Source organism: Nocardioides rubriscoriae (assembly GCF_008087085.1).
Lineage (GTDB): Bacteria > Actinomycetota > Actinomycetes > Propionibacteriales > Nocardioidaceae > Nocardioides > Nocardioides rubriscoriae.
Genome location: NZ_VIYJ01000014.1, coordinates 61290 through 81399 on the forward strand (window position 1 = coordinate 61290; position 20110 = coordinate 81399).

A 20110-nucleotide genomic window follows, 5' to 3' on the forward strand; every position below is an offset into this window, starting at 1 on the left:
AGACGGGTGGGGAAGTGGTCGTAACGGTGAGTTACATGCGACGCCCAGCCTCACCCGCCCCACGCCGGTCACGCCCCCCGCGCGCCCGGCGTGACGAGCACGACCCCATCACGGACTGTGGCGTCGTACGTCGGCACGCTGACCTCCGGGTCGTCGAGGCACCGTCCGGTGCGCAGGTCGTAGCCCTGCTTGTGCAGGGGCGAGGCGACGTAGGGCACGCCACCCCGGGTTCCCACGATCCCACGGGCGAGCACGCAGGCTCCACCGATGGGGTCGTAGCCGGACAGGGCGTGCACCTGGTCGTCGTGGGTGCGGAAGACGGCGACGGCCTCGCCGGCGACCAGGGCCAGCACCCCGCTCTCGCGGGTGAGGTCGTCGAGGCGGCACACCGCGACGTAGGTCTGCTGCTCGGTGGTCACGGCGCACCGACCGGGATCGAGGCGCCCAGCGAGACCGGACCGGTCGGCTCGCCCGGCACGGACTGGCCGCGCTCCTCGCGGAAGGTGATGTGGGGGTCGGGGACGTCGGGGGCGTTGACGAACGACACGAACCGGCGCAGCTTGTCGGGGTCGTCGAGGGTGGCCTTCCACTCGTCGAAGTAGCCGCCGACGTGGCGCTCCATCGCAGCCTCGAGCTCCGAGCCGAGGCCGAGCACGTCGTCGACGACCACCGCGCGCACGCGCTCCAGCCCGCCGTCGAGGGAGTCGACCCAGGGCGCGGTGCGCTGGAGCCGGTCGGCGGTGCGGACGTAGTACATGAGGAACCGGTCGAGGTAGCGGACCAGCGTCTCGGTGTCGAGGTCGCCGACGAGCAGCCGCGCGTGCACGGGGGTGGCGCCACCGTTGCCGCCGACGTAGAGGTTCCACCCCTTCTCGGTGGCGATGACGCCGAAGTCCTTGCCGCGCGCCTCGGCGCACTCGCGCGCGCACCCGGACACCCCGCCCTTGAGCTTGTGCGGCGAGCGCAGCCCGCGGTAGCGCAGCTCGAGGTCGATGGCGAGCTGGGTCGAGTCCTGCACGCCGTAGCGGCACCAGGTCGAGCCGACGCACGACTTCACGGTGCGCAGCGACTTGCCGTAGGCGTGGCCGGACTCGAAGCCGGCGTCGACCAGGCGTCGCCAGATCGCGGGCAGCTCCTCCATCCGGGCGCCGAACAGGTCGATGCGCTGCCCGCCGGTGATCTTGGTGTAGAGCCCGAAGTCGCGCGCGACCTCGCCGATCACGATCAGCCCCTCGGGCGTCACCTCGCCGCCGGGGATCCGTGGCACGACCGAGTAGGTGCCGTTGCGCTGGATGTTGGCGAGGTAGGCGTCGTTGGTGTCCTGGATCGTCACGTGCGCGGCGTCGAGCACGTGGTGCCCCCCGAGCCGGGAGGCCAGGATCGAGGCCACCGCCGGCTTGCAGACGTCGCAGCCGCGCCCGCCGGTGCCGTGCGCGGCGAGCACGGCGTCGTACGTCGTGTGCTCGTGGATCGCGACGACCTCGAAGAGCTCCTGCCGGGTCAGGGCGAAGTGCTCGCACAGGCTGCGATCGACCACCTTGCCCACCGACTCGAAGTAGTCCTCGATGAGCTTCTTGGTCAGCGACTTGCACGACCCGCAGGTCGACCCGGCACGCGTGGTCTCCCCCGCCGCGGCGGCCGCGACGATGTCGGCCTTGGTCACGTCGTTGCACGAGCAGACCTGCGCCTCGTCGGGCAGCACCAGCCCGCCCGACCCGCCCGAGGTCACCGGCAGGATGAGCTCCTCGGGGTTGGCCGGCAGCGGCAGGCCGGCACTGGTCGGGGTGGCGAGCATCGGGCGCAGCACCCCGTACGCCGACGCGTCGCCGACCAGCACGCCGCCGAGCAGCCGGGTGCCGTCGTCGCTGACGACGAGCTTCTTGTAGACCCCCGCGACGGCGTCTGCGTAGACGAGCTCGAGGGCACCCTCGGTGGTCGCGAACGCGTCGCCGAACGACGCCACGTCGACGCCCATCAGCTTGAGCTTGGTCGACAGGTCGGCCCCGGTGAAGGCGCCGTCGCCGCCGAGCAGCGCGTCGACGGCCACCTCGGCCATGGCGTAGCCGGGCGCGACCAGGCCGTACATCCGCCCGCCCGGCGCCGCGCACTCCCCGATCGCCCACACGTGCGGGTCGGAGGTCCGGCACTGCGCGTCGACCAGGACGCCGCCGCGCTCGGCCAGGTCGAGTCCGGCCGCGCGCGCCAGCGCGTCGCGGGGCCGGATGCCGGCCGAGAACACGACCAGGTCGGCGTCGACGCTGGTCGAGGTGCGAGCGGAGCGAGCCTCGAGACCACCGTCGACCTCCATCGCCAGCCCGGTGACCCGCTCCTGCCCCAGCACCGCGGTCGTCATGGCGCCGGTGTGCACGGTGAGCCCGAGGCCCTCGACGTGGCGCCGCAGGCAGGCGCCACCGGCGTCGTCGACCTGCACCGCCATCAGGCGTGGCGCCATCTCGACGACGTGGGTCTCGAGGCCCAGGTCGGCCAGCGCCTTGGCGGCCTCGAGCCCGAGCAGCCCGCCGCCGATCACCGCACCGACCCGGGCCCCGGCGGCGGCGTCGCGGATCGCCTCGAGGTCCTCGATCGTGCGGTAGACGAACGCGCCGGTCAGGTCGTGGCCCGGCACCGGTGGCACGAACGGCGCCGCGCCGGTGGCGAGCACCAGCTCGTCGTACCGGATCACGTGGCCGTCGTCGAGCAGCAGGGTCCGCGACCCCGGGTCGAACCCGGTCACCGCCCGGCCGAGCAGCAGCCGGACCCGCGGGTCGTCGTACTCGCCCTCGGGCAGCAGCGACAGGGCCTCGGCGCCGACCTCGAAGAACGACGTGAGCGCGACCCGGTCGTAGGCCGGGCGGGCCTCCTCGCCGACCACCACGACGTCGTGGGTCTCGGTCAGGCCGCGCTCGATCGCGGCCTGGACGAAGCGGTGGCCGACCATGCCGTGGCCGACGACGACCAGGGTCCTGCGGTGATGTGGGCTCATGAGGGGACCTCCAGGTGGATCGGCGGGGTGCGGGTAGCGAGCAGGTGGCGGACGGTGTCGGTGCAGCCGCCGCAGCCGGTGGTGGCGCGGGTGGTGTCGCGCACGGCCGCGAGCGAGGCGCACGCGCGGATCGCGCCGGCGGTGACGCCGGCGCAGGAGCAGACCTCGGAGGCGTCGTTGACCACGAGCGGCGCCGCGGCGCGCTCGCCGAGGAGCAGGTCGCCGGGCTCGTGCGCTGCCAGGCGGGTACGCCGGTCGTAGAGCTGGGTGATCAGCCCGATCCGCGACAGGTCGCCGACCAGGGTGGCCGCGACGATGCGACCGTCGGCGACCACGAGCCGGCGGTGCGACCCAGCGACCGGGTTGGAGACCTCGACGACCTCGCCCTCCGCGTCGGCATCACCGAGCACGGCGACGTCGAGGTCGGTGGCCCGCAGCCGCGCGACCGTCCGGCTGCCGTCGTACGGCGGGGTGATCCGGCCGGCCAGGTGGGCGGCCAGCAGCTCGGCCTGCTCCCAGGCCGGCGGCACGAACCCGGTGGTGCGGTCACCGCGCTGGGCGCAGTCGCCGATCGCGTGCACGTGCGGGTCGCTGGTGGTGAGGTGCGCGTCGACGACGACGCCGCGGCGCACCTCGAGCCCGGCGTTGCGGGCCAGGCCGGTCGAGGGCCGGCCGCCGGCGGTCAGCACGACGAGGTCGGTCGACAGGGTGTGGCCGTTGTCGAGCCGCAGGCCCCCGTCGGGCCCGTCGGTCAGGCGGACGGCGCGGGCGCCGGTGTAGACCTCGGTGCCGAGCCGGCGCAGGTCGCGGGCGAGGATCCGGCCGGCCTGGGTGCCGACCTGGCTGCGCAGCAGGTGCTCACCGCCCTCGACGACCTCCGTCGCCACGCCGCGCACCGACAGGGCGCGCGCGACCTGGAGGCCGAGGAGTCCGCCGCCGACCACGACCGCCCGGCGCGCCTGCGGGAGCGCCGCGAGCAGGCGGGTGCAGTCGTCGAGGTGGCGGAAGGCGTGCACGCGCTCGTGCAGGCGGCCGTCGACCTGCACCAGCCCGCGGATCGGCGGCAGCGTCGGGATGCTCCCCGTCGCCAGCACCAGCCGGTCGTAGGGGATCGTCTCGCCGTCGACGAGCATCACGTCGCGGCGCTCGAGGTCGACCGTCAGCACCCGTGAGCCCAGGCGCAGCTCGACGTCGTGGTCGGCGTACCACTGCGCGGAGCGCAGGGTCAGGGCCGAGGGCTCGTGGGTGCCCTCGAGCACGGCCGAGAGCAGGATCCGGTTGTAGGGCAGGTGGGGCTCGTCGCCGATCAGGGTGACCGTGATCGGGTCGTCCGCCCCAGCGTGCGTCCTGGCTCCCGCTGGGGCGGACGACCCGACCAACCCCTCGACCAACCGGACCGCAGCCATGCCGGCACCGATGACCACGATCCTCTGCGGCCCGGGCGGGGCGCTCATGCGCGCACCGCCGCGGCGCAGACCTTGAACGCAGGCATCCGGCTCGACGGGTCGAGCGCGTCGTGGGTGAGCCGGTTGGCGCCGACCCAGTGGAAGGGCACGAAGACGGTGTCGGGGCGGATGGTGGTGACGACGCGGGCCGGCGCCTTGAGCTCGCCGCGGCGCGTGGTGACCACGACGGGCTCGCCGTCGCGGACGCCGACGCGGGCGGCGAGCATCGGGTGCAGCTCGACGAAGGGCCCGTCGTGGGGCAGGTCGGTGATCCGGCGGGTCTGGGCGCCGGACTGGTACTGCGCGAGCACGCGTCCGGTCGTGAGGTGCACCGGGTAGTCGTCGTCGGGCTGCTCGGCGGCCCCGACGTGGTCGACCACCACGCACCGCGCGCGACCGTCGGGGGTGGCGAAGGCGTCGGCGAACAGCCGGGGCGTGCCGGGGTGGTCGGCGCTCGGGCAGGGCCAGAAGACACCGTGCTCGGCGCGGATCCGGTCGTAGGTGATGCCGGCGTAGTCGGCGCGGCCGCCGGCCGAGGCGCGGGCCAGCTCGGCGAACGCCTCCTCGGGGTCGGTCGGGAACGCCGCGGTCGACCCGAGGCGCGAGGCCAGCCCGGCGATGACGTCGAGGTCGGAGCGCACGCCCGCGGGCGGGGCGACCGCCTGCTGGCGCAGGATGACGCGGCCCTCGAGGTTGGTCATGGTGCCGGTCTCCTCCGCCCACTGCGTCACCGGCAGCACGACGTCGGCCATCGCGGCGGTCTCGCTGAGCACGACGTCGGCGACGACGAGCAGGTCGAGCGCGGCCAGCCGCTCGGCGACGTGGACGGCGTTGGGCGCCGAGACGACGATGTTGCTGGCGTGCACGAGCAGCGCTCTCGGTCCGCCGTCGGTGCCGAGCGAGTCGAGCAGCTCGTAGGCCGACAACCCCTTGCCGGGCAGACTCTCTGGCTCGACGCCCCAGACGCCGGCGACGTGCGCGCGGGCGGCGGGGTCGTCGATCATCCGGTAGCCGGGCAGCTGGTCGGACTTCTGGCCGTGCTCGCGACCGCCCTGGCCGTTGCCCTGGCCGGTGAGACAGCCGTAGCCGGCCGACGGCTTGCCGCACATGCCGAGCGCGAGCGCGACGTTGATCCAGGCGAGCACGGTGGCGGTGCCCTGGCTGTGCTGCTCGGCGCCGCGGGCGGTCAGCACCGTGACCCTGGCGGCGCCGGCCAGCAGCGTCGCCAGCGCGCGCAGCTCGTCGGCGCCCACCCCGCTCACGCGCTCGACCCGCTCGGGCCACCACGCGGCGACCGAGCGGCGTACGTCGTCGAAGCCGGTGGTGCGGGCCGCGACGTAGGCCTCGTCGACGGCCCCGGCGGCGTCGAGCAGGTGCAGCACCCCCAGCGCGAGCGGGAGGTCGGTGCCGGGCACCGGCTGCAGGAACAGGTCGGCGCGGTCGGCGGTCGGCGTACGCCGCGGGTCGATCACGACGACCCGGCCGCCGCGCTCGCGCAGCCGGTCGAGGTGGCGCGCGGCCGGCGGCATGGTCTCGGCGAGGTTGGAGCCGACGAGCACGAGCACGTCGGTCTGCTCGACGTCGGCCAGCGGAAAGGGCAGGCCCCGGTCGACGCCGAAGGCCTGGTTGCCGGCGGAGGCCGCCGAGCTCATGCACCACCGGCCGTTGTAGTCGATCAGGCTCGTGCCGAGCGCGACGCGGGCCAGCTTGCCCAGCAGGTAGGCCTTCTCGTTGGTCAGCCCCCCGCCGCCGAAGACCGCCACGGCGTCCTTGCCGTGGTCGCGCTGGATCGACGTGAGGCGGGCGGCGACCAGGTCGAGCGCGTCGTCCCAGGTGGCGGCGGCGAGCTCGCCGGTCGCGGGGTCGCGCACCAGCGGCGTGGTGAGCCGCTCGCGGTGACCGCGCAGCCCGGTGGCGGTCCAGCCCTTGCGGCACAGGGCCCCGTCGTTGACCGGGAACTCCGGCCACGCCTGCACCGCCAGGGCGGCACGACCCTCGCGCTGGAGGGTCATGCCGCACTGGAGGCTGCAGTAGGGGCAGTGGGTCTGCGTCATGAGGTGGTCGTCAGATCCCGGCGGTCGCGAGGCTGGCGGCCGTCGAGCGCCGGCGCAGGAAGACGGCGTAGGTGACCACGGCGCACACGACGTAGTAGGCGGTGAAGACCATGAACGCACCCTTGGTCGCCGACAGCGGGTCCTCGACCCACGGCGACGAGAAGGCGATCGGGATCAGGAAGCCGCCCAGGGCACCGACCGCACCGATGACGCCGATGGCCGCCGACGACTGCTTGGTGGCCTCGTGCACCGCTGCGGAGCGCTCGGGGGTGTGGGGCGTCGTGGCCTGCTCGGCCTCGCGGCGGAAGATCGCCGGGATCATCTTGTACGTCGACCCGTTGCCGATGCCGGTGCAGGCGAAGATGAGCAGGAAGAAGGTCAGGAACGCCGGGAACCACGCCTTGTTGTCGAGCGCGATCGCCGGGTCGGCGGTCGGGTTGGACCGCAGCTGCGTGAGCGTCCAGAGCACGGCCAGGGTGAAGACGACCATCCCGCAGAACGCGCCGAGGGTGACCCGGGCGCCGCCGAGCCGGTCGGCGAGCCAGCCGCCGAAGGGGCGGGTGAGCGAGCCGATGCCGGCACCGAGGAAGGCGAAGTAGGCGAAGAAGATGCCGGTGCCGAGCGGGGCCGGCTCGGGCACCCAGAAGTTGAGCTTGATGAGCAGCGGCATCGCGGCGGAGTAGCCGATGAACGAGCCGAAGGTGCCGATGTAGAGGAACGCCATCACCCACGTCTTCTGGTGCTTGACCACCTGCAACTGCTCGCGCGGCTTGGAGACCGCGGAGGTGAGGTTGTCCATCCGCAGGGCCGCGGCGAGGGTCGCGACGACGGCGAGGGCGGCGTAGACGTAGGCGGCGTACTGCAGGCTGATGCCGGACTCACGGGCCTTGACCAGGCCGAAGATGCCGGCACCGCCGACGATCACCGGCAGGAGCAGCTGGATCAGCGAGACGCCGAGGTTGCCGCCGGCGGCGTTGAGCCCGAGGGCCGCGCCCTTCTTGGCCGCGGGGTAGAAGAAGTTGATGTTGGCCATCGAGCTGGCGAAGTTGCCGCCGCCGAAGCCGGCCGTGGCCGCGATGACGCAGAAGACCCAGTACGGCGTGCCCGGCTGCTGCACGACGTAGGCGAACAGCAGCGTGGGGACCAGCAGCAGCGACGCGCTGATCATCGTCCAGTTGCGCCCGCCGAACATCGGCACCGCGAACGTGTAGGGCAGCCGCAGCAGCGAGCCGACCAGGTTGGGCAGCGCCACCAGGAAGAACAGCTGCTGCGGGGTGAACGCGAAGCCCTGGGCGACCAGGAAGGCCGAGCTGACGCTCCAGATCAGCCACACCGAGAAGCCGAGGTGCTCGGCGAAGATCGACCACACCAGGTTGCGGCGGGCGACCTGCTTGCCGCCGTTGTCCCAGAAGTCCGGGTCCTCGGGGCGCCAGTCGTCGATCCAGTGCTTGCCACGGCGGGCCGTGGGTGCGGCCGCGGCGACTGTCGCGGCGGCCGGGGCGGTTGTCGTCATGCGAGCAGTCAAGGCAGCGCAGGTTTCGTCGCGGGTCGCGCGATCGCAAACCTTGTGTCACCGCGATCTCACGACCTCACACATCTCACGGCCTCACGCCGTCGGCTCACAGCAGAACTGCTTGCCCGCCGCTCTGCGGACCAGCACGGTGGAGCCATGAAGCTCCTGGTGCTCGGTGGCACGGTGTTCCTGTCCAGGGCGGTGGCCGCCGAGGCCGTACGACGCGGGCACGAGGTGGTGTGCGCGTGCCGGGGCACGTCGGGCACGGTGCCCGACGGGGCGCGCCTGGTGCGCTGGGACCGCGGAGCCGGTGACCCGGCCCCGGTCGACGAGGTCGGCCCGGGCGTCGACGCGGTCGTCGACGTGGCGCGACACCCGTCGTGGGTGCGCGCCGGCGTGGCGGCGTACCCCGCGGCGCACTGGGTGTTCGTGTCGACCATCAACGTCTACGCCGACGACGCCACGCCCGGCGGACCGGGCGACACCCCGCTGCACGAGGCCGTGCACACCGACGAGGACGTCAGCGCCTCGCCCGAGCTGTACGGCGCCATGAAGGTCGGCTGCGAGGAGGCGGTCACGGCCGCCGCGGCGTCGGCGATGCTCGTGCGGCCCGGGCTGATCGTCGGGCCGGGCGACCCCACGGGCCGGTTCTCCTACTGGCCCGAGCGGCTCGCCGAGGCGGGCCCCGGCGACGAGGTGCTGGCCGGCGGCGACCCGGGCGACCTGGTCCAGGTGATCGACGTGCGCGACCTCGCGGCCTGGATCGTGTCGGCCGCCCAGGCGCGCACCACCGGGGCCTACGACGCCACCGGCGAGGCGACCCCGCTCGGCGAGCTGCTCGCCGGGGTCGCGGCGGGCGTCGGCTCCTCGCCGACGCTGACCTGGGTGCCGGGCGAGGGGCTCGCCGAGCACGACGTCGAGCCGTGGGCCGGTCCGAAGGGCCTGCCGCTGTGGCTGCCCCGGCCGGCGTACGACGGGATGATGCGGCGCGACGTGAGCGCGTCCTTCGCCGCCGGCCTCAGCACCCGCCCGACCGCCGAAACCGCGCGCGACACGCTCGCGTGGCTGCGCGAGCACCCCGACGCCGAGCGCACCGGGCTCTCGCGCGAGCACGAGCGCGCCGTGCTCGACGCGTGGCGGTCGCGCTCGGTGGGCTAGGCGACCGACGCCGCCAGCGCCGCGGGGGTCCAGTGGTTGTCGAGCTCGAGGCCGCTGCGCCTGAAGAGCTGGGTGACCGGGCAGCGCCGCTCGGTCTCGCTGACCAGCTGCGCGAACTGGGCCGCGTCCGCGTCGGTCTCGACCGTGGCGCGCACGGTGACCTTGGCGAAGTTGGCGTTGCCCTCGGCGCCGCCGGCGATGACCGACGGGTCGAGGTCGCCGACCACCTCGAAGCGGGTGGCCCCGAGCGTGATGCCGAGGTCCTTCGCGACCAGGGCCGACGTCACCTGGTTGCACGAGCTGAGCGCGGCCAGCGCGTAGTAGAGCGGGCTCGGCGCGGCGTCCTGGCCACCGAAGGCCGGGAGCGCGTCGGAGGCGAAGTGGTGGCCGCCGGCCTCGATCGTCTGGGCCACACCGGCTCCGGTGGCGGTCACGGCGAACGGGACGGTGGACTTCGGGGTGGTGGCCATGGTGTCTCCTGGGAGTGAGGACCGCTGACGCGGTAATGTCTATTCAGATACTAGACATAAACGCAAGGCGGCGTCACCCGAAGGGCGACCCGAACCGGCCGACGTACGCCACCTCGCAGGGCGCCTCGTGCGCACCCCCACCTCCCTCTCGGTCACGCGCCCGACGGCCACGCCCGTGGTCACGCGCCAGTGCGGCGGCACCTGCGCCTCCCGGGCCAGCCCGTCGTGGTCGAAGGCGGCGAACTGGTGGCACGACAGCCCGAGGTGGGCCGCCTGGACGGTGAGGTGTGCGACCGCCTGGCCCAGGTCGTAGGCGGCGTAGTCGGAGTAGGCGAGATCGAGATCCTCGCCGTCGGCCACCTGGTGGAGGGTGAAGACCAGCGCACCCGCGGCCGGGGCCCAGCGGCGGGTGCTGCCGGCGAGCAGGGCGACGTACGCCGCGTGCTCGGGCGTGCCGCGGCGCGCGACGAGGAAGGCCCACGGCTGGGAGTTGCCGGCCGACGGCGCCCACCGGGCGGCCTCGAGCAGGCTCGCCAGGTCGTCGTCGGGCACGACGTGGTCGGGGTCGAAGGCGCGGACGCTGCGGCGGTCGCGCAGCAGCGGGAGCAGGTCGGTCGCCCGGTCGGTCATGACGGGCTCAACCGACGGGGGACTTCCCGGCTTCCCCGGTGGCGTCGTAGCGTTGCGGGGGTGAGGCGTCCGCACCAGAACGTGGCGACCGTGCTGGTCGATCCCACGATGCTGCGCGAGCTCGAGCTCGACCTGATGCCGCTCGACCTGTGGGTGTGGCCGGTCGCGACCGCCCCGATCTGCGCCGACGGCCCGCGCCAGGCCTTCCAGATGAGACGGCGCATGGTCGAGGCGCGCCGCGGCGCCTGGGACGACGCGGCCACGTGGTCGCCGGTCTGGATCGCCTTCGGCACCAGCTGGTACGCCGACGACGACCCGCTGCCCTGGGCCGCCCACGCGACGCTGTGGGACAAGCTGGCCGAGCACGCCGACCACGTCCGCTACCGCAAGGCCCTGGGCGGGGTCCCCAAGCTCGACCTCCCCCTGGACCGCGCCGGCTGAGCGACCGTCCAGCCACTAGCCTGCGCGCCATGCCGCGCCCCTCGCGACCCACCGCCGCCGACCTGATCTCGCTCGTCCTCGACGAGGGCTCGTGGTCGTCGTGGGACGTGCCGCCGGTGCGCCACGACGTCGACGAGGCGTACGCCGCCGAGCTGGCCGCCGCCGCCGAGAGGTCGGGGGTCGACGAGTCGGTCCTGACCGGCGAGGGCAGCCTGCGGGGCCGGCGGGTGGCGGCGATCGTCGGCGAGTTCGGCTTCCTGGCCGGGTCGATCGGGCGCGCGAGCGCCGACCGGATCGTGGCCGCCGTCGAGCGCGCGACCGCGGCCGGGCTGCCGCTGGTCGCCGCGCCGGTCAGTGGCGGCACCCGGATGCAGGAGGGCACGCCGGCGTTCGTGCAGATGGTGCGCATCTCGCAGGCGGTCGCGGCCCACAAGGCCGCAGGCCTGCCCTACCTGGTCTACCTGCGCCACCCCACCACCGGCGGCGTGATGGCGTCGTGGGGCTCGCTGGGCCACGTCACCGTCGCCGAGCCCGGCGCGCTGGTCGGCTTCCTGGGCCCGCGGGTCTACTCCGCGCTCTACGGCAAGGAGTTCCCCGAGGGCATCCAGACGTCGGAGAACCTCTACGCCCGCGGCATCATCGACGCCGTCCTGGCCATCGAGGAGATCCCCGACATCCTCGACCGGGCGCTGTCGGTGCTGATGGCGCCGCGCTCGGGGGTGCCCGTGGTGCCGGACCCGCCCGTCGACGTGGCGGACGACCCGGTCCCCGACGTCGACACCTGGGAGGCCGTCACCCGCTCACGCAGGCCGGAGCGGCCCGGCGTACGACGGCTGCTGAAGTACGCCGCCGCCGACGTCGTCCCCCTCAACGGCACCGGCCAGGGCGAGCAGGACCCCGGGCTGCTCATCGCGCTGGCGCGCTTCGGCCAGGCGCCGTGCGTCTTCCTCGGCCAGGACCGCCGCGGGCAGACGGCCGACCACCCGATGGGCCCGCAGGCGCTGCGGGAGGCCCGGCGCGGTTTTCGCCTCGCCAGTGAGCTCGGCCTGCCGCTGGTCACGGTGATCGACACCCAGGGCGCCGCCCTGTCACCCGAGGCCGAGAACGGCGGCCTGGCCGGCGAGATCGCCCGCTGCCTGGCCGAGCTCGTCTCGTTGCCCGCGCCGACGCTGTGCCTGATGCTCGGCGAGGGCAACGGCGGCGGCGCGCTCGCCTTCCTGCCCGCCGACCGCGTCGTCGCGGCGCAGCACGCCTGGCTCTCGCCACTGCCCCCCGAGGGCGCGTCGGCCATCGTCCACCGCGACCTCGACCACGCCCCCGAGATGGCGCGCCGCCAGCAGGTCCGCGCGATCGACCTGCACCGCCTCGGCGTGGTCGACCGGATCGTGCGGGAGCGCCCCGACGCCGCCGACGAGCCCGAGGCCTTCTGCCAGCGCGTCGGCGCGGTCCTCGACCACGAGCTGCTGGCCCTGCTGCGCTCCGGCCCCGGCTCCCCCGCCGACCGGGCCCGGCGCTACGTGTGAACGCCGGCCCGCCGCTGTAACTCACCGTTACAAGCACTTCCCCACCGGTCTACGGGTGGGGAAGTGCACGTAACGGTGAGTTACAGCCGGGGCGGCCCAACCACGCACGACAAGAACTAGAACCTGTTCTACTGTGCACCCATGACCCGGACGTACGTCGTCAGCGGCGCGGCCAGCGGCATCGGCGCGGCCACCACCACCCTCCTGCGTGCCCAGGGGCACCGGGTGGTGACCGTCGACCTCCACGACGCCGACGTGGTCGCCGACCTCGCGACCCCGGCCGGCCGCCAGACCGCCGTCGCCGGCGTGCAGGCGCTGGCCGACGTGGTGCACGGCGTGGTGCCGGCGGCGGGGATCGCCGGCATCACGGGGGTCGACCCGGCGCGGCTGATGTCGGTCAACTTCTTCGGGGCGGTGGGGCTGGTGCGCGGGCTGCACCCCCAGCTCGCGGCGGCCGGCCGCGACGGCGGCGCCTCGGTGGTGCTGGTGGCGTCCAACTCGATCACCGGGATGCCCGGCTGGACCGTCGGGCCGGCTGCCGCCTGCCTGCGCGAGGACGAGGCCGAGGCGCGCGCGCTCGCCGCGGAGGTCGAGGCCGTGATGGTCTACCCCGCCAGCAAGGCCGCCCTGGCCTGGTGGGCCCGCCGCGAGGGCGTCAAGGCCGAGTGGATCGGCGCCGGCATCCGGCTCAACTCGGTCGCCCCCGGCAAGGTCGCCACCGCGATGACCGAGCAGATCGACGCCGACCCCGTGTTCGGCCCGTTGCAGCGCGACTACCCGACCGCGATCGGCCGCGACGGTCGCGCCGATGAGGTGGCGGCCCCGATCGGCTTCCTGCTCTCCGACGCCGCGTCCCTCATGGTCGGGACGTGCCTGTACGTCGACGGCGGCACCGACGCGATCCTGCACCCCCTCTCCCCCGAGGGCTGGGCCGTCGGCCCGGTCGAGGTCTGAGGGCTCCTCCTACCTACCGGGAGCGGCCGGAGGTGCTCTGGAGAGGTCGACGCACGCGGTCTCTGCGCCCGTCTCACCCCTGGGTTCTGGTGAGCTCATCCGACCTCGCAGGGTCGTCCGCCCCCGGGTGAGCCTGGGCTCACGCTCAGGCGGACGACCGCGCGTCGTCGACCGGCCTAGAACAGCAGGGCGCTGGCGGGGTCCTCGAGGATGCCGGCGACGTCGGCGAGGAAGCGCGAGCCCTTCTCGCCGTCGATGTGGCGGTGGTCGAAGCTGAGCGCGAGCGTGGTCACGTGGCGCACCGCGATCTCGTCGACGCCGTCGCGGGTGACGACCCAGGGCTGCTTCCTGATCGCCCCGAAGCACAGGATCGCCGACTCGCCGGGGTTGATGATCGGGGTGCCGGCGTCGACGCCGAAGACGCCGACGTTGGTGATCGTGAACGTGCCGCCGGCCATCTCGGCCGGCTGGGTGCGACCTTCGCGGGCCGTGGCGGTCAGGGCGCCGAGGGCCTCGGCGAGCTCGAGCAGCGAGAGCCCGTCGGCGTCCTTGACGTTGGGCACGACCAGGCCGCGCGGGGTCGCGGCGGCGATGCCGAGGTTGACGTAGTGCTTGTAGACGACCTCCTGGGCCGCGTCGTCCCAGAACGAGTTGATCTCAGGGGTACGCCGCAGCGCCAGCAGCACGGCCTTGGCCAGCACCAGCAGCGGGCTGACCTTGACGTCGCGCAGCTCGCGGTGCTTCTTGAGCCGGTCGACGAGCTCGACGGTCGCGGTCGCGTCGAGGGTGACCCACTCGGTGACGTGGGGCGCGGTGAACGCCGAGCCCACCATCGCGCCGGCCATCATCTTGCGCACGCCCTTGATCGGCTCGCGGGTCTCGCGCTCACCGGGGATCACGAGGGCACGGGGCGCCGGGGTCTCGAGGCTCGCTGCGCTCGCACCTCGACCACCGTTGGCGGCGGCGTGGACGTCGTCGCGCGTGACGGTGCCGTGGGGCCCGGACGCAGCACAGCCGGCGAGGTCGACCCCGAGGTCCTTGGCCAACTTGCGCACCGGTGGCTTGGCCAGCACCCGGGCGTGGGCGGGCGAGAGCGGGGTGACCGAGCGCGCGGGCACGGCCTCCTCGGGCTCGGCGGCCTCGACCAGCGGCGAGGCCAGTCCGGTCTCGAACGACGCCTGGGTCTGGATGTGGGTGGCGAGAGCACCGCTCGCGACCTTGCGGGCGCGACGGGTCGGGCCACGGTCGGCCTTGTTGCGTCCGACCAGGCTCTCGCCCTCGCCGCCACCGCTGGCGGCGGGGTTGGACAGGTCGATCACCATGTCGGCGACAGGCGGGGTCTCGACAGGCTCGACCACCGGCACGGCCGAGGCCACGTCGGCGCCGATGCGGATGATCGGGGTGCCGACGGCGACGGTCTCGCCCTCGGCGACCAGCAGCGCGGTGACCTCGCCGGCGTAGGGGGAGGGCAGCTCGACCAGCGACTTGGCGGTCTCGATCTCGACGACGATGTCGTTGACGGCGACGACGTCGCCGACCTTGACCTTCCACGTCACGATCTCGGCCTCGATCAGGCCCTCACCGACGTCGGGGAGGAGGTACTCGGGCATCGCTCAGAACTCCAGACTGCGGTCGACGGCATCGAGGACCCGGTCGAGGTCGGGGAGGAAGTCCTCCTCGATGCGCGACGCGGGGTAGGGCGTGTCGTAGCCGCCGACGCGGAGCACGGGCGCCTCGAGGGAGTAGAAGCACTCCTCGGTGATGCGCGCCGACAGCTCGGCACCCAGGCCGAGGTTGACGTGGGCCTCGTGGACGACGATCGCGCGGCCGGTGCGGCGTACGGACTCGAGCACCGGGCCCATGTCGAGCGGCGACAGGGTGCGCAGGTCGATGACCTCGAGCGAGCGACCCTCGGTCGAGGCCGCCTCGGCGGCCTTCATGGCGGTCTTGACCGTCGGGCCGTAGGCCAGCAGCGTCGCGTCGGCGCCCTGGCGGACCACGCGCGAGGTGAAGAGCGGCTCAGGCGTCTCGGTGTCGTCGAGCTCGGCCTTGTCGGCGTGGTACTGGCGCTTGGGCTCGAGGAAGATCACCGGGTCGTCGCAGGCGATGGCCTGCTGGATCATCCAGTAGCCGTCGACCGGGTTGGAGCACGCGACGACCTTGAGGCCGGGCGTGTGGGCGAACTGCGCCTCGGGCGACTCGCTGTGGTGCTCGACGGCGCCGATGCCGCCGCCGAAGGGGATGCGGATGACGATCGGCATCGGGACCCGGCCCTTGGAGCGGTAGTGGATCTTGGCGACCTGGCAGACGATCTGGTCGTAGGCGGGGTAGACGAAGCCGTCGAACTGGATCTCGACGACCGGCCGGTAGCCGCGCATGGCCATGCCGACCGCGGTGCCGACGATGCCGGACTCGGCCAGCGGCGAGTCGATGACGCGGTCCTCGCCGAAGTCCTTCTGCAGGCCGTCGGTGATGCGGAAGACGCCGCCGAGCTTGCCGACGTCCTCACCCATCAGCAGGACCTTCGGGTCGTCCTCCATCGCCTTACGCAGGCCCATGTTGAGGCCCTTGGCGAGGGTGATCTTCTGGGTCGTGCCGGCCATCTCAGTGGCTCCCCTCGAACGACGCGTGGTAGGCCGCGAAGCCCTCGCGCTGGGCGCGCAGCTCGTCGGTCTCGTCGGCGTAGACGTGCTCGAACATCGCGCCGGGCTGCGGGTCGGGCAGGGCCTTGCAGCCCTCGCGCAGGGTGTGGCCGAGCTCGTCGGCCTCGGCGGCGATGTCGGCCATGAAGGAGTCGTCGACCAGGCCGTTGCGACGCAGGTAGACCTCGACGCGGGCGATGGGGTCCTTGAGCTTCCAGCTCTCGACGTCGTCGGAGAGCCGGTAGCGCGTCGGGTCGTCGGTGGTCGTGTGGGCGCCCATCCGGTAGGTGTAGGCCTCGACGAGGGTCGGGCCCTGGCCGTCGCGGGCGCGCTGCAGCGCGGCCTGCGTCACGGCGTACGTCGCGAGGACGTCGTTGCCGTCGACGCGCACGCCGGGGAAGCCGAAGCCCAGAGCCCTCTGGTAGAGCGGGATCCGGGTCTGGCGCTCGATCGGCTCGGAGATCGCCCACTGGTTGTTCTGGCAGAAGAACACGACCGGTGCGTTGTAGGACGCGGCGAAGATGAAGGCCTCGTTGACGTCGCCCTGGCTGCTGGCGCCGTCGCCGAAGTGGGCGACGACCGCGGTGTCGCGCGCGGGGTCGCCCGTGCCGACGTCGCCGTCGCGCTGCACGCCCATGGCGTAGCCGGTCGCGTGCAGGCACTGGGCGCCGATGACGATCGTGTAGAGCGCGAAGTTGAACTCCGAGGGGTCCCAGTCGCCGTGGTCGACGCCGCGGAAGAGCCCGAGCTGCTTGAGCGGGTCGACGCCGCGGCAGTAGGCGACGCCGTGCTCGCGGTAGGTCGGGAAGACGTAGTCCTGGGGGCGCAGCGCGCGACCGCAGCCGATCTGGGCGGCCTCCTGGCCCAGCAGCTGCGCCCAGATGCCGAGCTCGCCGTGGCGCTGCAGGGCGGTGGCCTCGGTGTCGATGCGCCGGGTCAGGACCATGTCGCGGTAGAAGCCGCGCAGCTGCTCGGCGGAGAAGTCGAGGTCGAACTCGGGGTGGTGCACACGCTCGCCCTCGGGCGTCAGCAGCTGCACGAGCTCGGGGCCGCCGTCGCTCTGACTGGGTCCGAAGACCTCGACCAGGTCGGGCCCGAAGGTCGGGTCAGGGGGTGCGTTCATCTCACGGCTCCTTGTCGTCGCCCGACCGCGGGGTCTCCGCACCGGGTGGCTCGGCCCGAGGGGCCGCGGGTCGTTCCGCAGGGGTGGCGCGGCTGTGACCCGGGACACAATCGGGATGCGGGACAACGTACCGTCGGGTGGCGCACGGTCGCCAACCGAGCCCTACCCTGGCGCCATGGCCACCACCTCGACCGACCGGAAGTCCGCCAAGAACCGCTCGGCCACCACCACCGTCGCCGCCCCGCCCGCCACGGTCTTCGCGATCCTCGCCGACCCCCGCCAGCATCCGCGCATCGACGGCTCGGGCACCGTCACGGGCTCGATCTCCGGCCCCGAGCGGCTCGAGCTCGGCTCGGAGTTCGGCATGACGATGAAGCAGGGCGCGCCGTACAAGATCAAGAACCGCGTGGTCGAGTACGAGCCCGACCGCCTCATCGCGTGGCGCCACATGGGTCAGCACCGCTGGCGCTACGAGCTGACCCCCACGGCCGACGGCGGCACCGAGGTCACCGAGACCTGGGACCTGTCGCACTACCCCGCGATCGGCCGCTCCGCCCTCAGTGCCCTGTTCGGCAGCAAGACCCAGCAGGCCATCGAGGCCACCCTGGTCAAGCTCAAGCAGGCCGCCGAGGCCGACGCCGCCCACCCGCCCGCCTAGGCTGGGAAGCGCCCGCTCCGGGGCGACGAGACGGGAGGCCACCGTGGACTGGTGGATGTGGTTGGTGCTGGTGCTGGTGATCGCGGCCGCGGCCGTCGGGGGCCTGCTCGCACTGCAGGCCCGACGTCGACGCGGGGGCGTGATCGTCGGTGGCGCCGCCCCGCGCCGCAAGAGCGGGGGCTCGTCGTGACCCGGTTGATGCGCACCTCCGAGGTGACCGCGTTGCCGGTGGTGACGCTCGCCGGCGACGACGTCGCCCAGGTCAAGGACATCGCCTTCTCCGGCGACGGCGGCGCGGTGGCCGGCTTCACCCTGGCCGGGCGGGGCCTCTTCTCCGGCCCCCTCAAGACGGGCCTGCTCTGGAGCAAGGTCGTGGGCCTGGGCCCCGACGCGGTCATGATCACCGACGAGTCGGCGCTCGACCCCGTCGACGACGTACGCGGCGCGGCCGCGTCGGCTGACGGCTCCGGCTCGGGCGGCAACGTCCTGGGCGACCAGGTCCTCACCGACGGCGGCACCGACCTGGGCCGGGTCGTCGACGTGATCGTCCAGTTCGACAACGGCAGCAGCGCCTGCGACGTCGTCGGCTACGAGATCGAGGCCTCCGAGCACCTGGCGGCCAAGGTGTCCAACGCCAGCAACGGCACCCGCCTGCTGGTGCCCCTGCCCGACACCCTGGCGGTCTCCGGCGAGCACCTGATGGTCCCGGCCAGCGCCGAGGGCTTCGTCTCCGGCGACCTCGCGGGCTTCGGCGCCGCCGTGTCGGCCTTCCGTGCCCAGCTGGGCACCCCGGGCGAGGGGGTCTGACGTGCAGTGGTCACAGCTCAAGGGCCGCAAGGTCGTCAGCACCGCGACCGCCGACAATGTCGGCAAGGTCAGCGGGTTCGTGCTCGACCCGGCCACCCGGTCGGTGGTCGCCCTGGTCCTGAAGAAGACCGAGTCCGGCAGCGTCGTGCGCTGGGGTGACCTGCTCGCCGTGGGGACCGACGCGGTCACCGTGGCCGACACCACCGTGATCGTCGAGCCCGACGAGACCCTCGAGGCCCTGGCCGGCAAGCGCGGCGCGGTGCTCAAGAAGCTCGTCCTCGACGACGCCGGCCAGGCCCTCGGCAAGGTCACCGACCTCGACCTCGACCCCGACACCGGGTCGCTGCGCGAGCTGCTGCTCGACGGGCGCACCGTCACCGGTGACCGGCTGCTCGGCGTGGGCTCCTACGCCGTCGTCGTCCGCACCGACTGACGCCGGGCTCTCCCCCTCCGGGATGGCTCCCGCGGCGCCCACACCTGCGACGCTCACGAGATGATGGGTCGTGGAAGTGGTCTGCTCGGTGTCCTCGTCGTGGTGTGGCTGGTGATCGGCGCCCTCGCCGCCGGCCAGCGCGGCTACTTCAGCGACGGTCGCGACGTGTCGTGCAAGACCTTCAGCGACACCGCCCTGACCGTCGTCGCCGGCCCCCTCAACTACGTCGGGGTCAACCCCAAGGTGAAGTGCCGGGTCCCCGAGCCGTCGAAGTAGCGGCCGGTCGCCGGGCCGACGTGGCCGGCGACCACGCGCCTGGCAGCATGCACGGGTGACCCACTTCTACCGCCCGGCCGACGGCCACGGCCTGGCCCACGACCCGTTCAACGCGATCGTCGCGCCCCGGCCGATCGGGTGGATCAGCAGCCTGGCCGTCAACGGCACCCGCAACCTCGCGCCGTACAGCTTCTTCAACGCCTTCAACTACCGCCCGCCGATCGTGGGCTTCTGCAGCATCGGGCGCAAGGACAGCGTCACCAACCTCGAGGCGACCGGTGAGTTCGTCTGGAACCTCGTCACCCGTGACCTCGCCGAGGCGATGAACCGCACTGCGACCGCCGACCGGGTCGACGAGTGGGAGCGCGCCGGGGTCACCGCCGCCGACAGCACGGTCGTGGCCCCGCAACGGGTCGCCGACTCCCCCGTGGCCTTCGAGTGCCGGGTGACCCAGGTCGTGCAGCTGCGCGACCAGCACGGCGGCGAGATCGACGCCTGGATGACCTTCGGCGAGGTCGTCGGCGTCCACATCGACGAGCGGTTCCTCGTCGACGGGGTCTACGACACCGCCGCCGCCCGTCCGGTGATGCGCGCCGGCGGACCGTCGGCCTACTACGAGGTCGGCGAGCGCTTCGACCTGCGTCGCCCCGACTGATCGACTGGTCGACTACGGCCGGCCGGGGGTCGCAGGCCGCCCCTGCCTGGCATCGCTGCCGCCCGCCCGGGTGGCGGCCGCCGACCCCCAAGGCCGACCTCCGTCTCCGTGCGCCCCGTGGTCGGCCCGGGTGATGGTCGGGGCGCCGTTCGACTGCGCGAGTCTGGGGGCCCCGGCCCCGTCCTGCTGGGTCAACTGGTCGACTCCGGCGTGTTGGCCTAGGAGCCTGCTGAACAAAGGGCGCGCCTGAGCGACTCGTCGGGGTTGGGCTGAAATCATGTGGTTGTGCAGGGTGAGGCTGATCGCCAGCGGGATCTGATGGATGTGGAGTCGGTCGCGGGGCAC

Annotated in this window: 20 protein-coding genes; 10 read left to right on the top strand and 10 right to left on the bottom strand. The window is 73.4% G+C overall.

From position 1 onward, the window contains the following. Positions 1-68: 68 nt before the first annotated feature. The 5 genes from nirD to FZC61_RS21370 are packed head-to-tail and all read right to left on the bottom strand — an operon-like array spanning position 69 to position 7995. Complete coding sequence (gene nirD / locus FZC61_RS21350; protein ID WP_148616253.1) at positions 69-419, bottom strand: nitrite reductase small subunit NirD; 351 nt, start codon at positions 417-419, stop codon at positions 69-71. Continuing rightward, complete coding sequence (nirB, locus tag FZC61_RS21355; protein ID WP_148616255.1) at positions 416-2983, bottom strand: nitrite reductase large subunit NirB; 2568 nt, start codon at positions 2981-2983, stop codon at positions 416-418. The genes nirD and nirB overlap by 4 nt, the downstream gene beginning before the upstream one ends. Then, positions 2980-4437: an FAD-dependent oxidoreductase gene (locus FZC61_RS21360; protein WP_148616257.1), complete on the bottom strand. Its 1458-nt coding sequence runs from the start codon at positions 4435-4437 to the stop codon at positions 2980-2982. Before FZC61_RS21360 ends, nirB begins: the two co-directional genes overlap by 4 nt. Then, positions 4434-6482: a molybdopterin oxidoreductase family protein gene (locus FZC61_RS21365; RefSeq protein ID WP_148616259.1), complete on the bottom strand. Its 2049-nt coding sequence runs from the start codon at positions 6480-6482 to the stop codon at positions 4434-4436. The genes FZC61_RS21360 and FZC61_RS21365 overlap by 4 nt, the downstream gene beginning before the upstream one ends. Before the next feature lie 10 nt (positions 6483-6492). Continuing rightward, positions 6493-7995 carry an MFS transporter gene (locus tag FZC61_RS21370; protein WP_148616261.1) on the bottom strand — a complete coding sequence of 501 codons (1503 nt, stop codon included), beginning with the start codon at positions 7993-7995 and terminating at the stop codon, positions 6493-6495. Positions 7996-8151: 156 nt separating this feature from the next. Here FZC61_RS21370 and FZC61_RS21375 point away from each other — a divergent pair, with 156 nt between their 5' ends. Next, positions 8152-9153 carry an NAD-dependent epimerase/dehydratase family protein gene (locus FZC61_RS21375; protein WP_148616263.1) on the top strand — a complete coding sequence of 334 codons (1002 nt, stop codon included), beginning with the start codon at positions 8152-8154 and terminating at the stop codon, positions 9151-9153. Here the strand turns inward: FZC61_RS21375 and FZC61_RS21380 are convergent. Next, positions 9150-9623, bottom strand: coding sequence for an OsmC family protein (locus tag FZC61_RS21380; protein WP_148616265.1), 474 nt, complete (start codon positions 9621-9623; stop codon positions 9150-9152). The genes FZC61_RS21375 and FZC61_RS21380 overlap by 4 nt on opposite strands. A 39-nt stretch (positions 9624-9662) precedes the next feature. Further along, positions 9663-10253, bottom strand: coding sequence for a nitroreductase family protein (locus FZC61_RS21385; RefSeq protein WP_148616266.1), 591 nt, complete (start codon positions 10251-10253; stop codon positions 9663-9665). A gap of 60 nt (positions 10254-10313) precedes the next feature. Between FZC61_RS21385 and FZC61_RS21390 the strand changes: the two genes are divergently transcribed. The 3 genes from FZC61_RS21390 (at position 10314) to FZC61_RS21400 (ending at position 13171) form a co-directional block, all read left to right on the top strand. Continuing rightward, a complete protein-coding gene (locus FZC61_RS21390; protein ID WP_148616268.1) occupies positions 10314-10694 on the top strand; it encodes a hypothetical protein in 381 nt (126 codons plus the stop codon). Positions 10695-10723: 29 nt separating this feature from the next. Next, positions 10724-12217, top strand: a complete 1494-nt coding sequence (locus FZC61_RS21395; RefSeq protein ID WP_148616270.1) for a carboxyl transferase domain-containing protein — start codon at positions 10724-10726, stop codon at positions 12215-12217. Between the two features lie 141 nt (positions 12218-12358). After that, positions 12359-13171, top strand: a complete 813-nt coding sequence (locus FZC61_RS21400; protein WP_148616272.1) for an SDR family oxidoreductase — start codon at positions 12359-12361, stop codon at positions 13169-13171. Positions 13172-13347: 176 nt separating this feature from the next. On the opposite strand, the gene FZC61_RS21405 is transcribed toward FZC61_RS21400, so the two are convergent. From FZC61_RS21405 to pdhA, 3 genes are read right to left on the bottom strand one after another with little or no spacing between them, the layout of a single operon-like run. Next, positions 13348-14781, bottom strand: a complete 1434-nt coding sequence (locus FZC61_RS21405; protein ID WP_148616274.1) for a dihydrolipoamide acetyltransferase family protein — start codon at positions 14779-14781, stop codon at positions 13348-13350. Positions 14782-14784: 3 nt separating this feature from the next. Beyond that, a complete protein-coding gene (locus FZC61_RS21410) occupies positions 14785-15774 on the bottom strand; it encodes an alpha-ketoacid dehydrogenase subunit beta (RefSeq protein WP_148616275.1) in 990 nt (329 codons plus the stop codon). Position 15775: 1 nt separating this feature from the next. Beyond that, complete coding sequence (gene pdhA, locus FZC61_RS21415; RefSeq protein WP_148616277.1) at positions 15776-16936, bottom strand: pyruvate dehydrogenase (acetyl-transferring) E1 component subunit alpha; 1161 nt, start codon at positions 16934-16936, stop codon at positions 15776-15778. A gap of 175 nt (positions 16937-17111) precedes the next feature. On the opposite strand from pdhA, the gene FZC61_RS21420 reads away from it, so the two are divergent. From FZC61_RS21420 to FZC61_RS21440, 6 genes are read left to right on the top strand one after another with little or no spacing between them, the layout of a single operon-like run. After that, positions 17112-17594, top strand: coding sequence for an SRPBCC family protein (locus FZC61_RS21420; protein ID WP_148616279.1), 483 nt, complete (start codon positions 17112-17114; stop codon positions 17592-17594). A gap of 43 nt (positions 17595-17637) precedes the next feature. Then, complete coding sequence (locus tag FZC61_RS23235) at positions 17638-17784, top strand: hypothetical protein (protein WP_170286211.1); 147 nt, start codon at positions 17638-17640, stop codon at positions 17782-17784. After that, on the top strand, positions 17781-18401 hold the full coding sequence (locus FZC61_RS21425) for a PRC-barrel domain-containing protein (protein WP_148616281.1): 621 nt from the start codon (positions 17781-17783) through the stop codon (positions 18399-18401). The genes FZC61_RS23235 and FZC61_RS21425 overlap by 4 nt, the downstream gene beginning before the upstream one ends. Before the next feature lies 1 nt (position 18402). Further along, complete coding sequence (locus FZC61_RS21430; protein WP_170286212.1) at positions 18403-18834, top strand: PRC-barrel domain-containing protein; 432 nt, start codon at positions 18403-18405, stop codon at positions 18832-18834. Between the two features lie 60 nt (positions 18835-18894). After that, a complete protein-coding gene (locus tag FZC61_RS21435) occupies positions 18895-19110 on the top strand; it encodes a hypothetical protein (protein ID WP_246142844.1) in 216 nt (71 codons plus the stop codon). 55 nt (positions 19111-19165) lie between these two features. After that, positions 19166-19765 (top strand): flavin reductase family protein, encoded by a 600-nt coding sequence (locus FZC61_RS21440; RefSeq protein ID WP_148616285.1) that lies wholly within the window; start codon positions 19166-19168, stop codon positions 19763-19765. The last annotated feature ends 345 nt before the right edge of the window (positions 19766-20110 follow it).

Coding starts and splice junctions, on each gene's coding strand:
- nirB (WP_148616255.1), bottom strand. CDS start 2,983: ATGAGCCCACATCACCGCAGGACCCTGGTCGTCGTCGGCCACGGCATG.
- FZC61_RS21360 (WP_148616257.1), bottom strand. CDS start 4,437: ATGAGCGCCCCGCCCGGGCCGCAGAGGATCGTGGTCATCGGTGCCGGC.
- FZC61_RS21365 (WP_148616259.1), bottom strand. CDS start 6,482: ATGACGCAGACCCACTGCCCCTACTGCAGCCTCCAGTGCGGCATGACC.
- FZC61_RS21370 (WP_148616261.1), bottom strand. CDS start 7,995: ATGACGACAACCGCCCCGGCCGCCGCGACAGTCGCCGCGGCCGCACCC.
- FZC61_RS21375 (WP_148616263.1), top strand. CDS start 8,152: ATGAAGCTCCTGGTGCTCGGTGGCACGGTGTTCCTGTCCAGGGCGGTG.
- FZC61_RS21380 (WP_148616265.1), bottom strand. CDS start 9,623: ATGGCCACCACCCCGAAGTCCACCGTCCCGTTCGCCGTGACCGCCACC.
- FZC61_RS21385 (WP_148616266.1), bottom strand. CDS start 10,253: ATGACCGACCGGGCGACCGACCTGCTCCCGCTGCTGCGCGACCGCCGC.
- FZC61_RS21395 (WP_148616270.1), top strand. CDS start 10,724: ATGCCGCGCCCCTCGCGACCCACCGCCGCCGACCTGATCTCGCTCGTC.
- FZC61_RS21400 (WP_148616272.1), top strand. CDS start 12,359: ATGACCCGGACGTACGTCGTCAGCGGCGCGGCCAGCGGCATCGGCGCG.
- FZC61_RS21405 (WP_148616274.1), bottom strand. CDS start 14,781: ATGCCCGAGTACCTCCTCCCCGACGTCGGTGAGGGCCTGATCGAGGCC.
- FZC61_RS21410 (WP_148616275.1), bottom strand. CDS start 15,774: ATGGCCGGCACGACCCAGAAGATCACCCTCGCCAAGGGCCTCAACATG.
- pdhA (WP_148616277.1), bottom strand. CDS start 16,936: ATGAACGCACCCCCTGACCCGACCTTCGGGCCCGACCTGGTCGAGGTC.
- FZC61_RS21420 (WP_148616279.1), top strand. CDS start 17,112: ATGGCCACCACCTCGACCGACCGGAAGTCCGCCAAGAACCGCTCGGCC.
- FZC61_RS21435 (WP_246142844.1), top strand. CDS start 18,895: ATGATGGGTCGTGGAAGTGGTCTGCTCGGTGTCCTCGTCGTGGTGTGG.